The sequence below is a fragment of the Pseudovibrio flavus genome, from assembly GCF_009711345.1.
GTDB classification, from domain to species: domain Bacteria; phylum Pseudomonadota; class Alphaproteobacteria; order Rhizobiales; family Stappiaceae; genus Pseudovibrio; species Pseudovibrio flavus.
The window spans coordinates 1-14,609 of the sequence record NZ_SMMA01000065.1; the positions used below are offsets into that span (position 1 = coordinate 1).

Genomic DNA, 14,609 nt, shown 5'->3' on the forward strand with positions numbered 1-14,609 from the left:
GCCGACCATTTGGTATAGCTCGATAACGTCTTCATTTCTCATGCGAATGCAACCAGAGGAAACGGCCTGACCGATGGTCCATGGCTCATTGGAGCCGTGAATTCTGTAGAGCGTTGAACCCAGATACAAAGCGCGTGCTCCCAGAGGGTTCTGCGGCCCTCCTGGCATGAAGCTAGGCAGATTAGGCTGCCTTTTGATCATTTCAGCAGGCGGGCGCCAATCCGGCCATTCTTTCTTGCTCGTCACGCGGTGGGTGCCTGCCCACTCAAAACCCGGACGGCCAACGCCAACGCCGTATCGGCGTGCCTTGCCACCTCGTTCAACCAGATAAAGATAACGGGTCTCGGTATCGATGATAATCGTTCCCGGCTTTTGGCCGCCGTTATAAGCAACAGTCGTCGGAAGGTACTGGGAAGGGATCTTATAGCGACGACTAAAAGGAGCGGTCTCCCGCTTTTGTCTTTGTTTTAGCTGTTGTTTTGAGTCTGGCGAGACTTGCAGGGTCCAAGGCGAGGTAAGGTCAGGGCTCAAGGTCAGGGGCGGAGCGGATGCTCTGCTTACATATTGCGCGTTCGCTGTCGTAAGTGACGGCAAGAAAAACAACACGCAGACCGAAAGCAATCTCACTGAAAGGTGAGCCATGGGAAATTACCTCAAATTTTATCTAATGCAAAAATGAGGTGAGTCTGTCTCGAAACAGTTAATTTGATTGGGCTGTAATGCTTAGCTAATTATAGGGTGAAGAATTGGTAAATTTTTAGTCATTGTTTAGATGAGTAAAACCTAGCGTAATTATTCACGAAAATAGTGTTGGATATAGTTTTCTACCAATTCTCTTATGAGAATAAATTCTTAATGCTCTGCGCCGTAATCTCTCAGCGATTGTGAATCGCGAAATGCGCCTCTCATGGCTGTAATTGGCGTAAAAGAATATTAGGGCTGCCCTTTTGTTGCTTATAGCACGGGCGCTCAAGACTGTTGGGTTTTGGAGTTATAATGGTCGCGGCAAAAAGATTTTACCGTGCGGAAACGCAATTTGGACGGGCAACCGAAGGTGAGGCAAACCCGGAAGAATTGCAGTCTCAGTACCATCGGGAAATCATGGCGGAATTGTCAGCAATGAAAGCTATGATGAACCTTGCGCCGTCTTCCTATCCTGACACCTCGGAGCTATCTGAAAAAGTTGCTCGCGAACTGCGCGAGGAAATCGGGGAGGTCATCAAGCTCAAGGGTGAGTTGGATGCCATTTCCGAGGCAATCTACAACACCAAAACCGAAATAGCTGCTCTACACAGCAAGGCTGGCAGCCACTCGCTGCATAAAACCCGCGTGACGTGCGAGCTGGATGCGGTCATCAGCGGTACAGAAGGTGCCACGGAACAAATTTTGCAGTCGGCAGAAGAAATCGATGAAGCTGCGCACACACTCTCCGGTCTTGTTCCAGAAGAGCATATCGGCCTGACTACTGATATTCAGGAAAAGGTCATCTCGATCTTCGAAGCCTGTAACTTTCAGGATCTCACCGGTCAGCGTATTTCCAAAGTGGTCAGCACGCTCAGCTTTGTTGAAGAGCGCATTGAGCGCATGATGGAAATCTGGGGTGGTATGGACAGCTTCAAGGACATCGTTGTCGACTCAGATGAAGAGCCGAAGACAGAAGCGCAATCCCTTCTGCATGGTCCATCTTTGAAAACCGATACAGACACGGTTTCGCAGGATGACATCGACGCGCTCTTTGCATAAGGCGCCATTCGCACAGAATAAACGAAAGCTCATTGCCCGCCGTTTCTGGCGGGCTTGTCTTTTCTTGCAGATGCCGTATGGTCTTGCTTGGAACAAATGGGGAACGATAAAATGGGCGAGATTCTCGAAGATCAAGGATTGATCCGCCACCATGATGGGGCCTGTACCTGTTGGTGGCACGGTACAGATGCAGAGTATCGGCGTTATCATGATGAGGAGTGGGGAAGACCCGTCACGGATGATACGCGCCTCTTTGAGAAAATCTGTCTGGAAGGCTTTCAGTCCGGCCTCTCATGGCTGACCATTCTTCGAAAGCGCGAAAACTTTAGAAACGCCTTTGCCGGATTCGATTTTGAAAAGGTTGCTCGTTTCACAACAGGCGACATCGAGCGCTGTTTGGGCGATGCAGGCATTGTGAGGCACCGTGGTAAAATCGAGTCGACGATAAATAACGCGAACAGAGCGCTTGAACTTCGGGATGAGTTTGGTTCTCTGGCGGCATATTTCTGGAGCTGGGAGCCAACAGCCGCCGATCGGCCGCAGACCTTTACCAAGCAGGAATTGAGCAAGCTCGGCAAAACAGAGATATCGACCAAGCTTTCAAAGGATTTGAAGAAGCGTGGGTGGAGCTTTGTTGGCCCTACGACAGTTTATGCCTTCATGCAGGCTATGGGCATGGTCAATGACCATGTAGAAGGCTGTGTTATCCGCGATGTAGTTGAAAAGCAGCGAGACGCCTTCGTACGGCCATCGCGTTAATGCGCGGCCTCTAACGGGTGCAAATAAAAAGGTCCGGTGAAGAGCCGGACCTTTTTGCGTTTCTGGAAAGTCTTACAATCCACTTAGGAGAGTTTTGCTTTCAGCGGCTCAAACAAGCGGTTTTCGGTTTGGAACACATAGTCGAGCGGAGATACGCTCACCATCTGCGCCCCTTGCTGACGAAGCCAGTCTGCACATGCTGGAACCTTTGAGGTCGGGCAGTGCAGGGTCAGGATAGTGTCATCTGCGCCAAATGGAGCAGTCGCGCCAAAGAGCTTTTCAGCTTCAGCAGCAGCACCTGCAGTATTCGCTACGCGTGTGCGCATTTCCTTCTGGCCCTGTGCATCTTCCTGAGAGGCGATACGGTCCAGCATCATGCGCGCTTTTTCGAGGATCTCTGGAGACCAGTCTGCGGTCATGGAAGCTACAAGGTGAGCCTGTGAGCGGCGCATCACGCAGTCCTCAGGGATCTTGAGGTTATTGGCACGCAGCGTGGAGCCAGTAGAGGTAATATCGACAACCATCTCCGCAGCGCCTGCAGCAGGAGCGCCCTCAGTAGCGCCAGCACTTTCGACAATGCGGTAGTCGCTAATGCCGTTCTCAGCAAAGAACTGACGGGTGGTGTTGATGTACTTGGTCGCGACGCGCATGCGCGTGCCATGGCGCGCACGGAAGTCAGAAGCTACGTCTGCAAGGTCTGCAAGGTTGGCAACGTCGATCCAGGCGGTCGGCACTGCAATCACTACGTCAGCATGACCAAAGCCAAGAGCGGTAACGATGTGGGTCTTCTCGTCAGGACGGTCGATGTTCTCGTAAACAAGGTCCGTACCGGTGACGCCAAAGTGAACGGAGCCAGACGCGATTTCGCGTGCAATCTCGGAGGCAGACAGGAAAGCGATTTCAACGCCATCAATGCCTTTCAGAGTACCGCGATAGTTACGGTCCCCGCCCGGGCGTTTGATCTTCAGACCAGCGCGTTCAAAAAATGCGTGGGTCAGCTCTTGCAGGCGACCTTTGGAGGGAATTGCGAGAATGAGTGGATTGCTCATGCGATTGCCTCCGCACCGATACGGTTGAGCCAAATGGTAAAGCCAACGGCAGGAACGGCCTGTTCCGCACCAAGCAGATTGATCAGCTTGTCATAGCGGCCACCACCAATGTACTGGCCAAGATGCGCGGTTGGCTGGTCGTGCATTTCGAAAACAAAGCCGGTGTAGTAGTCAAGACGGCGACCAAAGTCACCGGAATACTCCAGCGCATCAATATCAATGCCGTGCTTGGACATCATATCGGTACGCTTTGCCAGCTTCTGGATCGACGCATCGATGTTGAGGCCGGTCTCACGGGCAAAATGATCAAGTGTCTCAACTGCGCGCAGCGGTGGTGGGCCGGAAATGTTGAGATAGCTTGTGAGACGGTCAGTTACGTCTTTGGAAACGCCAGAACCGTTGGAAAGAGCAGCCTGCTCAAGAAAACGCTCTGCGATCTCATGGGCGCTACGGCCGCCAACAGCCTCAATACCTGCAATGGAAAGCAGATCTTCAACAACGGCAACTGCAGCCTTCGGGTCTTGCCCTTCAAGTGCTGCAAGAAAGCCTAGCTTGCTGTCCGGCTTGGCATCGTCTGCACTCATACGAGCGATTGTAGCGTCAAGGCGGTTACGCTCGCCAAACACGTCACGCAGGCGGCGGCGCCACACAACAGGAATGTCCAAGGCCTCCAGAACTGCAGTAAACAAGCCTTCATCGCCAATGCGAATACGCGGCTGTTTCGGGTTCAACTGAGCACTTGCGTCCAGCGCTAGGCGTAGCATATCGGCATCGGCCTGTTCTTCATCAGTACGGCCAATGGATTCAACGCCTGCTTGAAGCGTTTCGCTTGGCTGGCCTGCGCGATGACGGAAAACAGGACCAGCATAAGAGTAGGAAGCATGGCGACCGGCGTCGCCTTGATGGAGATAATGTCGAGCAATAGGAATGGTGAAGTCGGGGCGCAGGCATAGTTCCTGTCCGTCTTCGCCGGTTGTTAGAAACAGGCGCCGGCGAAGGTCTTCGCCAGCAAGGTCAAGGAAGATGTCTACCGGCTGCAGAACTGGCGGTGTTGCCGCCTCGTACCCAGCAGTGGCAAACAGACGGCCCAAGGCCGCGATACGTGCATCGCCCGAATACATTCCATTAACTCTCGTGTTAAAGCGCACTCCCGAAAGTCTCCATACTTTGTCAGGAGTGCGCATAAAAACAAAGACCCGCGGCGCTTAGCCTTTGCGGTCTTCTTCTTGTGCAGCAATAAGCTTCTGAACTTCGCTGACAAGGTCTTCACGCTTAACCGCAAACTGCGCCGGGCGGCTTTCGCGCCAGGTCTTGTTGTCTTCGATTTCAGCGGAAAGGCGTTTGCCTTCGATCAGATCCTTGATCTGCACTTCACCAGCGGTACGCTCGTCTGTGCCCTGAATGATGGCACATGGAGAGTTGCGCTTGTCAGCATACTGCAGCTGCTTGCCAAACTGTTTCGGGTTGCCCTGGAACATTTCAGCACGAATGCCTGCAAGGCGCAGTTCCTGAACCATTGTCTGATAGTGGATCAGAGACTCAACGTCTTTGTCCATTACGCAAACAACAACAGGGCCTGCAATTTCATCATCACCCAGCTTGCCGAGGGTATTCAAAGCCGCCATCAGGCGGGATACGCCGATGGAGAAGCCGGTAGAAGGTACTGGCTGGCTCATGAAGCGGGAAACGAGACCGTCGTAACGGCCACCGCCACCAACAGAACCGAAGCGGACAGGGTTGCCCTTTTCGTCCTTCACCTGGAAGGTCAGCTCTGTTTCGTAAACCGGGCCGGTGTAGTACTCCAGACCACGAACGACGGAAGGGTCGATAAGAACACGTCCATCGTTGTAGCCAGCTGCATCAAACAGCTTGCCCATGGTTTCCAGTTCTTCAACGCCTTCGGTGCCGGTTACACTGTCAGCTACAAGCTTGCGCAGGTTTTCGATGGTCTGTGCGGTTGTTTCGCTACCAGCAGCAACAAATGCCAGCACAACGTCAGCAGCTTTTTCATCAAGGCCAGCGCCTTTGGTAAAGTCGCCGCTTTCGTCCTTACGGCCAGCGCCAAGCAGAAGGCGAACGCCCTCAACGCCGAGGCGGTCCAGCTTGTCGACAGCGCGCAGAACGGTCAGGCGGGTATCAGCGTGTTCGTCACCAGCAAGGCCGATCACTTCCATAACGCCGTCCAGAACCTTGCGGTTGTTGACGCGAACAACATAGTCACCACGCGCAATGCCGAGGCGTTCCATGGTGTCGGAAGCCATCATGCAGATTTCTGCGTCAGCGGAAACAGAAGGTGCGCCGATGGTGTCAGCATCGAACTGCATAAACTGGCGGAAACGGCCAGGCCCAGGCTTTTCGTTGCGGAATACATAGCCGTTACGGTAGCTGCGGTAAGGTTTTGGCAGGCTCTCGAAGTTTTCAGCAACGGAGCGGGCCAGAGGCGCAGTCAGGTCGTAACGAAGGCTCATCCACTGCTCGTCATCGTCCTGCAGGGAGAATACACCGGCGTTCGGGCGGTCCTGATCCGGCAGGAACTTGCCAAGCGCGTCGGTATACTCGAACATCGGTGTTTCAACCGGTTCGAAGCCATAAAGTTCATAGGTCTGTTTGATTACGCGGAGCATGCGCTCCATCGCCACCAGCTCAGCCGGTCCGCGGTCAACGAAACCACGGGGCAGGCGCGCTTTCAGCTTTGCACTTTTCTTTTTTGCCATGAGGCCGTCTCATCCATGAAACTGTTATCTAAATCGAGCGGACCACGTAAGCGCCGCGTGTTGTTTGTGTCCTAGACCATTGAATGAAGCAGGGCAAGGCGGGACAAGACCTTGGAGGGCTACGAAAGTGGCAAACAATGCTTGCATTGGGCGCATTTCCCACTAAGTTCCCCAAAAAACAAAAGCCTTAGGTGGAAAGGGAGCCGCCTTTCCTTCTTAACGGAGTAAGAAATTTGTCTGACAATAACCAACTGGGACAGCAAGAGAGCTTGGATTCGAGCGAAAAAATCGGCGCGCCGGAGCTGACCGTTGTCCTGCCGACCTATAATGAGAGCAAAAATGTTCCGCTGGTTGTTGAGGCACTAAAGAATTGCCTGCAGGGAATCCGCTGGGAAGTAATCGTTGTGGATGACAACTCCCCTGATGGTACCGCAGAAGTTGCACGCCAGCTTGGCCAGAGTGACCCGCGCGTGCGCGTTATCCGCCGGATTGGTCGTCGCGGTCTGTCTGGCGCGTGTATTGAGGGCATGCTTGCATCCTCCGCAAAATACGTTGCGGTTATGGATGCTGACCTTCAGCACGATGAAACTCTGCTGCCACGTATGCTCGACAGCTTGCGCTCCGGTGATTTCGATATCGCTGTTGCATCGCGCCATGTTGAAGGCGGTACGGTAGGTGAAGGTCTTTCCGCTGTTCGTGAGTGGGGCTCCAACCTTGCGAACTCTCTTGCACGCAAATTCCTGAAAGTGAACCTTTCAGACCCGATGAGCGGTTTCTTCATGCTGCGCCGTGACAAGTTCGATGACTTGGCTCCGTCCCTGTCTTCTCAGGGCTTCAAGATCATGCTGGATATCGTTGCAAGTGGTAAGGGCTCCTTGCGCGTTAAAGAGTTGCCATTCGTGTTCAAAGAGCGTCTGCATGGCGAGAGCAAGCTGGATACACTGGTAACCATGGACTATTTGGGCCTCTTGGTTTCCAAGCTGTTCAACGACGTTATCTCTGTCCGCTTTATGATGTTCTTGGCAGTGGGCGCAACCGGTGTTGTTGTGCACCTTATTGCGCTTAAGATTCTTATGGTTGCAGGTGTTGCTGCATTCGGCCTTGCCCAGCTTGGTGCAACGTTTGTTGCTATGACCTCCAACTTCTTCCTGAATAACCGCCTGACTTACCGTGATCGCCGCCTGAAAGGCGCAGCATGGTTCCGTGGTCTAGTGACATTCTATTTGGTCTGTAGCTTTGGTGTTCTGGCCAACGTGGGCGTGGCTGAACTCATTTACACCAATCAGCCGATCTGGTGGTTCGCAGGGGCAGCAGGCGCTATTATGGGCGCGGTTTGGAACTATATCGCAAGCAACGCGCTGACTTGGCGCAGAGCCTGATAGGACGGTTCACCCGTGGCCCATACTGCTATGTCTAATACTGCTGCCTCTAGGCAGCCCCTTCCGTTCTGGCTTTCTCCGGCTGGCTTGACGGTCATTGTGCTTGCGCTGACGCTTCTTCGCATCATCACCGGCATGAATGTCGGTCTGGTGGAAGATGAAGCCTACTACCGCATCTGGGGTCTAAACCCTGCTGCTGGTTACTACGATCATCCGCCTATGGTTGGCTGGTGGATCTGGATAGGGCAGGCGCTCGCAGGGGATACAGCCCTTGGTGTGCGGCTCCTCAGCATCTTGAGCGCGACTATCGGCTCTCTTGCTCTGTGGCGTACAGCCTCGAATCTGTTCGACAAGCGCATTGCTGGCTGGTCTGTTCTGTTCCTCAACGCCAGTATTCTGGTTGGTGTTGGTGCGCTCATTTCCACGCCTGATGCGCCTTCGGTCTTCTTCTGGGGGCTGGCACTGTGGTCTATGGCGGAGCTGGTTCGCTCACAGAATGCAAACTGGTGGCTGCTCGTTGGCATATTTGCGGGCTTCGGCCTGCTTTCCAAGTACTCCGTTCTGTTCCTTGGTGCTGGCATTGTGCTCTGGCTTCTTTGGGTGCCTGAGGCGCGGCGTTGGTTCGCTAGCTGGCAGCTTTGGATCGGCGGTCTGCTTGCTATCGCGGTTTTCTCGCCAACGCTTTACTGGAACTATGTCCACGAATGGGCGAGCTTCGTTAAGCAGTTCGGCCGTGCGGTGCCGGAAGGCTACACACTGAAATACATCGGCGAGTTCATCGGCGCTGTAGCTGGTCTGCTTAATCCGCTTATATTTATTCTGGTGCTGTTCGGCATTGGCCCAATCTTCAAGAAGACATGGAAGAGGGATCAAGTCGCCTCGCTCCTGCTGCTTACTATTGTGCCGTTCCTCATCTACCTCAGTGCCCATTCTCTGCACTCCCGTGTACAGGGTAACTGGCCTGCACCAATCTTCCCGACGTTCGCTATGATCGCCGCTTACGGGTTGGTTCATGCCTCGGATAAATGGCAGCGTTTTTGTCACCGCCTTGGTGTTGGCGGCGTCATCCTTGGCTTTCTTGTGACGGCTCTGGTTTGTGTCCATGCCTACAGCCCTTTGATTGAAGGCTTGAAGCGCAAGGACCCGACTCACCAGCTGCGTGGTTGGGCTCCAATCGCTCAGAAGGTGGAAGAGCTGGCCAAGGAAAACGGCATCAACTGGGTTGCTACAACCAGCTATGCGGTAACTGGGCAGATGTCTGACCAGCTTAAGGATACGCCTCTCAAAGTTCGGCAGTTAAACGAACGCGAGCGCTATTTAATGGTGCCGAAGGACACACCGCTAGCGAGTGACGACAGCATCTATGTTGTAGAAGAGCGGCGAGATCGCTCCAAGCAACTGCTGGATTCCTTCGAAATCGTCGAGCCCCTTGCATCCATGCCACGGCTTTCTGGAGGTTCTCCAATCGAAACCGTGAATATTTACAGGGTATCGCGCCCCCGAAATGAGCAGGGGTATGACGGGATTCCGTTGCGTTAATTAAACGAGCTTGATTAAGATGGCCCCATAACTCAGGGAGAGCTTTGGGGAGGGGCCATCTTCGTATGAAGCGCATCATGCTCACCAGCCTTGAATTCGGCACTAGCTTTGGCGTGGACCGTGCGATCTGCGACCTGATTATTGCCGGCCGCTTATCTGCCGTTGGCTGCTCGGTAACCGGCTCTCTCTGGACCAAAGAGTTTTATCAGCTTCGCGATGTAGTAGAATGGGCCGAGCATGAAACAAAGGTTGGCCTGACCGTTTGCCTGACCGGAGACGCCATGCCCGTGACCGACTTCGGACGGGAAATATTTGGCGAAAAATTTCCAAACCAGAACTACTACCGCCTGCGGGCGCCTCTCAATCTTCTTCCCGATGAACTCATCGCCGCCGAGGTCGCTGCACAGATAGACATGTTCGAAAATGTCTATGCCCGCGCCCCTGCTTTTATTGCGGTGCAGGGAAATATGGCACGCTTCCCTGTTATCGCCAACACTGTGATCGCCATTGCCACAATGATGCGCGGAAGAGAGCCTGCGGTGGTCGCTCCGCTCGCTTCTCGTCGATATTTGAGTGGTTTTGTGAACAAAGCCGTGGGCTCTGGCCTGTCCGTCATCCATTCAGGGCCATCAATGCCTATGCAGGTGGAAGAGGATGATCTGCGCGACTTCTTCTGGCACGGATTGAACGAAGCGGAAGATCAGATGATGGTGTTCTGCCATCCGGCATACAAGGAAGAAGTAGTAGAGAGTAAAAAGGAAAAGCGTTTCTGGGAAGCGCGACAGAATCAGCTGAACTTTTTGAATGGAGAGGAGTTTCCATTCTTGCTGATGGAAAAGGATATCTTCCTTTTTTAGTAAAAGAACGGCCCCTTCCTTGGGGGAGGAAGAGGCCTGTTTGGAGGTCAATCAAGAATTTTGGGGCATCTCTTGACTTACCAACATCATCGCTGGATCATTTAAAGGGCGCTGTGATGAGGGTCACACAATTTCGCTTAGGTTTGGCGATAAACAATATGACGAAACCAGAACATAAATAATTTCAGTCGTCGGGGCGGACTGAAAGACGCTGTGCCAGAGAAAAAAATGCAAGACTTTAGCGAACTCCTTCGAAGCAGTTTTTCCCTTTCCGGTTTGTCACGGGATCTAGCGGAAGGCATTTCCGCAATATCAAAGCCGCTCGCATTGAAATCAAAAGCTGTGCTGTTCGAGGCTGGCGATCCGGGCAACGGGTGCTACGCTATCCTCGATGGCTCCATGAAAGTTTCCGTCCTGTCCGTTGATGGCAGTGAGCAGCTTCTGGCTGTTTTGGGAGCTGGAAGTCTGGTGGGTGAATTAGCCCTCCTGGACGGCAATCCACGCTCTGCAACGGTTACTGCTCTGAAACCGACCCAACTCGCCTTTATCCCTAAAAACGCGTTCTACAGCTTCGCTGACAACCACCCATCGCTTTATCAGCACATGCTGAACATTGTGTCAGGTCGTTTGAGAAACTCCAACGATGCGTTAGCCGCTCGTTCCTTCCTTCCACTTAACGGGCGCGTTGCTCAGACACTGCTGCAACTTTCCGAAACCTTCGGAAAACCTATCGATGATGAGCGGGTTCTGATTCACTATAAAATCAGTCAGTCAGAGATCGCCAATATGGCAGGTGGTGCCCGCGAAAACGTAAGCCGTGTACTGAATACTTGGAAAAGAGATGGCGTTGTAAGCCGCCTTTCCGGCTACTACTCCCTAGATCGCCCAGAGGTGCTACGAGCTGTCGCAGCGATTTAACCTACGCATTTGTAGTAGGTTCCGCGCACCAAAATCCAAATAAGGGAGCCTGCCCCGACGCATCCGTACCGGGTCAGGCAATAAAAACATGCAGATTCAACTGTTTGATGCGCGCCCCATTGCTGAGGCAATGCCTGTTGATGCTTCCATTTCCAAAGCCCAGATCAACGCTCTAAATGATGAGCTGTTCGAAGCTATTGCGAAAGACAGCGACCTACGCGCTTTCGTGTGCCCTAAGGACTACGCAGACCTTGACGATGTGAAGTTCGAGGCTGGCCAGTTCCTCTCCTCCGCTTTGCTCAAAACCAAGGGCTATACGGGCCGTCCTGTTCAGCGCCTGATGGATGCCAATGGAGCAGATGGTGCGCCGCTGGTTCAAAAACTTATGGACGCATTTGAGGTGGCAAGCCGCAAGATCCTGTCGGCAGAGGCTGCGAGCAAGGCTATTGCTGCGCTGAACCCCTTTGCACAAAGTCTAAAGGAAGCTATGATTCATCCAAGATAACGAGTGTGCGTGTTTCGCGTTCGTTTGATTTGGTTCAGAGCGATAAGACAGGAAGTCCTGAATGACTGACGACAGGTCCCCGACCTCCGAAGAACAGCCGTTTGGCAACTTGACCACCCGTACAATGGCGATGCCTGCAGACACCAACGCTTCCGGCGATATTTTCGGCGGCTGGGTTGTTTCGCAGATGGATATTGCTGGTGGCATTTGCGCAGGTGATTGCGCTCAGTCCCGCGTTGTAACCATCGCCATCGATAGCATGACCTTCATTCGCCCTGTAAAGGTGGGTGATGTTATGTGCGTCTACACCCACGTCACAAAGATTGGTCGTTCATCCATCCAGTTACATGTGGAAGCATGGGCCTTGCGTCACCGCTTCGGCATTCGGGAGAAGGTGACAAGTGCAAAGTTCACCTTCGTCTCCGTTGATGATGAGGGGAATTCCAAGCCAATTCCTGAAGAGCGCCGCAAGCTCTTCCCGCACTAAGTTAGCGGGCTCGGCGTACCGATAGTGGCACGCGGCGAAACTGCTGTCGCAGCGCAAGGTATTCTTGCGGGCGGCGGCAAATCGCGTCTTCATACAGCTGCTCGTCTACAACACTGTGGCAACCGCCAGTCCACAGCTGCAACAGGTGTGCAAACCGCTCAGCGCGTTCTTCGCTGGCGAGAAATGGTGCCTTCTCTCCCTGATGAACTGGCAGAATGCGGGCACTAATGCCCTTTTGCAGCAACAGGCAATCAAGCAAATAAGCAGCAGTCAACTCCTGCTGGAGATGGCAGACCGCATCGCGAACTGCCTCGGGTACAGCGTAGGCAGCAGGGGATACTCGAGAGACTTGTGTCAATCCACTATGTTCCAACAATAAATCCTCCGTCGGTTTCCCGAGGAGGACTGGCGCAGAATTATCCGAATTACCGCTTGGTTGCCTATTCAGAGAAGAGGTGAAAACACCATTCTCATTGGCCACATCCCGATTGCGGAAACCACCTTGCCCGGTACGGCAGGTTGGCGAGGGCGCCAGCCCTTCTCTTGATGATGGGGATGAATTGCCACGAAAATTAGACAAGATCAAGCCTTTGTATTCGCCCTTTGCATAATAGTTTGCAGTTATTCTCTCTTGTGTAACACAGTAACCTCAGCACATCTCGCAGGGGTTAACGGATGTAAATTACACGCATCCGGTTGCCGAGATCACGAGCTGAGGTTACTTAATTGTTAAGCCTTTGTCACTCCAACGTAATTGGTGGAAGCGTTTAGAGCTCCGAAACTCTGATGGTCAGTTTTCCGGTGTTGGAGCCAACGAAGAGGCGATTGATGGCAGTCGGAGCACTCTCCAAACCGTCAACAATATCCAGCCTGTATTTGAGCTGCCCTTTGCTCATGTATCCGCCCAACTTCTGGAAAAATTCACCAAATCTGTCCAGGTGGTCGGTCATGACGAAGCCCTGCATGGTGAGTCGTTTTTTGATGATGGCGGAAAGCTCCGGGCCGCTCGGCATTTCAGTTGCGTTGTAATTAGAAATAAGCCCGCAGATGATGAGCTTGCCGTGTGCCTTCATATTGTGAAGTGCTGCTTGCAGTGGCGCGCCGCCGACGTTTTCAAAATGAAGATCGAGACCCTCTGGCGCAAAGGCTCGCAGCCCTGCCTCTAGATCATCGGTTTTGTAGTTCAGCGCGGCATCAAAGCCCAGTTCCTCGGTCAGCCATTTGCACTTCTCCTCTGAGCCTGCAATGCCGATCACCCGCAACCCGTTAGCCTTGGCGAGCTGACCAACAAGAGAACCGACAGAACCAGCGGCGCCAGTAACGCAGAGCGTTTGCCCTGCCTTAGGCTCTCCAACCTCCATAAGGCCGTAATAAGCGGTTGCGCCTGCAAGGCCCAAAATGCCCATGTATGCTTCCATAGGAACAACCTGCGGAACGACATTCACATCCTTAGGCTCAACATCAATGAGTTTTGTCCAGCCAAGAAAACCAGAGACCCAATCCCCGCGCTTAAGGCCTTCAGCATTGCTTTCCTCAATCACGCCCACAGCAAGGCCGCGCATGGTACTGCCAAGAGGAACTGGGGGAACGTATGAGTTTTCGTCCGCACTCACCCAGCCGCGCATAGCTGGGTCTAGGGAGAGGTAGACGACCCGAACGCGAGCTTTTCCAGCCGCCAGAGCTGGCATGGTCTCTTCAACAATCTCGAAGTCTTCAGGTTTGATCATTCCAAAAGGGCGTTGCTTTAGCAAAATGCGCGTGTTGTTCACGGGGTAGATCTCCTGTGCGATGGTCATGGTCACTCAGAGCGGCGACGCTAGCCTATCCTAGTTTTTAGAGAGGGGAATTGCACCTGCGCCGTTGGACGGGGAAGCAAAAAGGGAAGTGTGCTGGCGACTGCTCAAAAGAGGTTAATGAGGGCGCCAGCACGATAAGCTGTATAGATGGGAAGGGGCCTTACTTTATGCCCTGATAGGCCTCAGCGCCCCAAACTGCCTTCACCTTTGCGTCGCGGCCGCAGCGATACCGGTAGAACTTATATTTGAGAGGACTCTTCTGGTAGTAATCCTGATGATAGTCCTCTGCCGGATAGAACGTCGACGCCTTTTCGATCGGCGTTACGACCGGTGCTTCTGGGAGGGGATGCGTGCGCAGCGCGTTTTTAGAAGCACGCGCCTGTCGAAGCTGGGCATCGGACGTTGCAAAAATCGCTGTCGAGTAGCTTTCTCCGCGATCACAAAACTGTCCTCCCGCATCTGTTGGGTCCACACTGCGCCAGTAGATGTCTAGAAGCTTTTGGTAGGAGACTTTGTCGGGGTCGAAAGTGATCTTCACTGCTTCCTTGTGGCCTGTGCCACCCTTAGTCACCTGTTTATAGGTCGGGTTGGCAACATTGCCGCCGATATAGCCTGAGGTCGTTGAAATAACGCCGGGCACCTTGTCAAAGTCGGATTCAACGCACCAGAAGCAACCGCCAGCAAAAATGGCTGTTTCTGGCGCGGTCGCTTGACTGGTAAGAGCTGGCAGGCAAAGCGCGGCGGAAAGGGCTAGAACCTTAAGAGATCGCATAGGGGCTCCTCGGTTTGAAACTGAATTTCCTGAAATACTAATAGATCTCAATAGTGTTTAAAAAACACCGCAGATCACATTGGGGTGAGAG

General features: G+C 53.2%; 15 protein-coding genes and 1 riboswitch. Of the genes, 8 read left to right on the forward strand and 7 right to left on the reverse strand.

What is annotated here, in order from left to right:
• Nucleotides 1-642 (reverse strand): L,D-transpeptidase (locus tag E1162_RS15155; protein WP_155132756.1); only part of this gene is annotated, 642 nt, incomplete at its 3' end.
• A 354-nt stretch (nt 643-996) separates the two neighbouring features.
• Here E1162_RS15155 and E1162_RS15160 point away from each other — a divergent pair.
• Together E1162_RS15160 and E1162_RS15165 are read left to right on the forward strand one after the other, a co-directional pair.
• Complete coding sequence (locus E1162_RS15160; RefSeq protein ID WP_155132759.1) at nt 997-1,743, forward strand: protein phosphatase CheZ; 747 nt, start codon at nt 997-999, stop codon at nt 1,741-1,743.
• A gap of 111 nt (nt 1,744-1,854) precedes the next feature.
• The gene (locus E1162_RS15165) at nt 1,855-2,502 is read left to right on the forward strand and encodes a DNA-3-methyladenine glycosylase I (protein ID WP_155132762.1); all 648 of its coding nucleotides are present in this window, start codon (nt 1,855-1,857) and stop codon (nt 2,500-2,502) included.
• 83 nt (nt 2,503-2,585) lie between these two features.
• Here E1162_RS15165 and hisG read toward each other — a convergent pair whose 3' ends face one another.
• The 3 genes from hisG to hisS form a co-directional block, all read right to left on the reverse strand.
• On the reverse strand, nt 2,586-3,551 hold the full coding sequence (gene hisG / locus E1162_RS15170; protein WP_155132765.1) for an ATP phosphoribosyltransferase: 966 nt from the start codon (nt 3,549-3,551) through the stop codon (nt 2,586-2,588).
• Entirely contained in the window at nt 3,548-4,672 is a 1,125-nt protein-coding gene (locus E1162_RS15175) for an ATP phosphoribosyltransferase regulatory subunit (RefSeq protein WP_155132768.1), read from the reverse strand. Before E1162_RS15175 ends, hisG begins: the two co-directional genes overlap by 4 nt.
• An 84-nt stretch (nt 4,673-4,756) precedes the next feature.
• The gene (hisS, locus tag E1162_RS15180; protein WP_155132771.1) at nt 4,757-6,265 is read right to left on the reverse strand and encodes a histidine--tRNA ligase; all 1,509 of its coding nucleotides are present in this window, start codon (nt 6,263-6,265) and stop codon (nt 4,757-4,759) included.
• A gap of 233 nt (nt 6,266-6,498) precedes the next feature.
• Between hisS and E1162_RS15185 the strand changes: the two genes are divergently transcribed.
• The 6 genes from E1162_RS15185 (at nt 6,499) to E1162_RS15210 (ending at nt 11,950) form a co-directional block, all read left to right on the forward strand.
• Nucleotides 6,499-7,644, forward strand: coding sequence for a glycosyltransferase (locus tag E1162_RS15185; RefSeq protein ID WP_155132774.1), 1,146 nt, complete (start codon nt 6,499-6,501; stop codon nt 7,642-7,644).
• A 15-nt stretch (nt 7,645-7,659) separates the two neighbouring features.
• Nucleotides 7,660-9,183 (forward strand): glycosyltransferase family 39 protein, encoded by a 1,524-nt coding sequence (locus E1162_RS15190; RefSeq protein ID WP_371311967.1) that lies wholly within the window; start codon nt 7,660-7,662, stop codon nt 9,181-9,183.
• Nucleotides 9,184-9,248: 65 nt separating this feature from the next.
• Nucleotides 9,249-10,040 carry a ChbG/HpnK family deacetylase gene (locus tag E1162_RS15195; RefSeq protein ID WP_155132780.1) on the forward strand — a complete coding sequence of 264 codons (792 nt, stop codon included), beginning with the start codon at nt 9,249-9,251 and terminating at the stop codon, nt 10,038-10,040.
• 228 nt (nt 10,041-10,268) lie between these two features.
• Nucleotides 10,269-10,958 carry a Crp/Fnr family transcriptional regulator gene (locus tag E1162_RS15200; RefSeq protein ID WP_155132783.1) on the forward strand — a complete coding sequence of 230 codons (690 nt, stop codon included), beginning with the start codon at nt 10,269-10,271 and terminating at the stop codon, nt 10,956-10,958.
• A gap of 88 nt (nt 10,959-11,046) precedes the next feature.
• Entirely contained in the window at nt 11,047-11,463 is a 417-nt protein-coding gene (locus tag E1162_RS15205; protein WP_155132786.1) for a hypothetical protein, read from the forward strand.
• Nucleotides 11,464-11,524: 61 nt separating this feature from the next.
• The gene (locus E1162_RS15210) at nt 11,525-11,950 is read left to right on the forward strand and encodes an acyl-CoA thioesterase (protein ID WP_155132789.1); all 426 of its coding nucleotides are present in this window, start codon (nt 11,525-11,527) and stop codon (nt 11,948-11,950) included.
• Between the two features lies 1 nt (nt 11,951).
• On the opposite strand, the gene E1162_RS15215 is transcribed toward E1162_RS15210, so the two are convergent.
• The 3 genes from E1162_RS15215 to msrA all read right to left on the reverse strand — a co-directional run bounded on the left by E1162_RS15215 (nt 11,952) and on the right by msrA (nt 14,518).
• On the reverse strand, nt 11,952-12,308 hold the full coding sequence (locus tag E1162_RS15215) for a hypothetical protein (protein ID WP_257099038.1): 357 nt from the start codon (nt 12,306-12,308) through the stop codon (nt 11,952-11,954).
• Between the two features lie 64 nt (nt 12,309-12,372).
• Nucleotides 12,373-12,505, reverse strand: a riboswitch (SAM-I-IV-variant riboswitch).
• A gap of 212 nt (nt 12,506-12,717) precedes the next feature.
• Nucleotides 12,718-13,746, reverse strand: a complete 1,029-nt coding sequence (locus tag E1162_RS15220) for an NADP-dependent oxidoreductase (RefSeq protein ID WP_155132795.1) — start codon at nt 13,744-13,746, stop codon at nt 12,718-12,720.
• Nucleotides 13,747-13,906: 160 nt separating this feature from the next.
• Nucleotides 13,907-14,518, reverse strand: coding sequence for a peptide-methionine (S)-S-oxide reductase MsrA (gene msrA / locus E1162_RS15225; protein WP_155132798.1), 612 nt, complete (start codon nt 14,516-14,518; stop codon nt 13,907-13,909).
• Nucleotides 14,519-14,609 lie beyond the last annotated feature (91 nt).

Excerpts from the sequence above, each read along its gene's own strand:
- E1162_RS15160 (WP_155132759.1), top strand. The coding sequence starts at position 997 with ATGGTCGCGGCAAAAAGATTTTACCGTGCGGAAACGCAATTTGGACGG.
- E1162_RS15210 (WP_155132789.1), top strand. The coding sequence starts at position 11,525 with ATGACTGACGACAGGTCCCCGACCTCCGAAGAACAGCCGTTTGGCAAC.
- E1162_RS15165 (WP_155132762.1), top strand. The coding sequence starts at position 1,855 with ATGGGCGAGATTCTCGAAGATCAAGGATTGATCCGCCACCATGATGGG.
- E1162_RS15205 (WP_155132786.1), top strand. The coding sequence starts at position 11,047 with ATGCAGATTCAACTGTTTGATGCGCGCCCCATTGCTGAGGCAATGCCT.
- E1162_RS15220 (WP_155132795.1), bottom strand. The coding sequence starts at position 13,746 with ATGACCATCGCACAGGAGATCTACCCCGTGAACAACACGCGCATTTTG.
- msrA (WP_155132798.1), bottom strand. The coding sequence starts at position 14,518 with ATGCGATCTCTTAAGGTTCTAGCCCTTTCCGCCGCGCTTTGCCTGCCA.
- E1162_RS15175 (WP_155132768.1), bottom strand. The coding sequence starts at position 4,672 with ATGTATTCGGGCGATGCACGTATCGCGGCCTTGGGCCGTCTGTTTGCC.
- hisS (WP_155132771.1), bottom strand. The coding sequence starts at position 6,265 with ATGGCAAAAAAGAAAAGTGCAAAGCTGAAAGCGCGCCTGCCCCGTGGT.
- E1162_RS15200 (WP_155132783.1), top strand. The coding sequence starts at position 10,269 with ATGCAAGACTTTAGCGAACTCCTTCGAAGCAGTTTTTCCCTTTCCGGT.
- hisG (WP_155132765.1), bottom strand. The coding sequence starts at position 3,551 with ATGAGCAATCCACTCATTCTCGCAATTCCCTCCAAAGGTCGCCTGCAA.
- E1162_RS15195 (WP_155132780.1), top strand. The coding sequence starts at position 9,249 with ATGAAGCGCATCATGCTCACCAGCCTTGAATTCGGCACTAGCTTTGGC.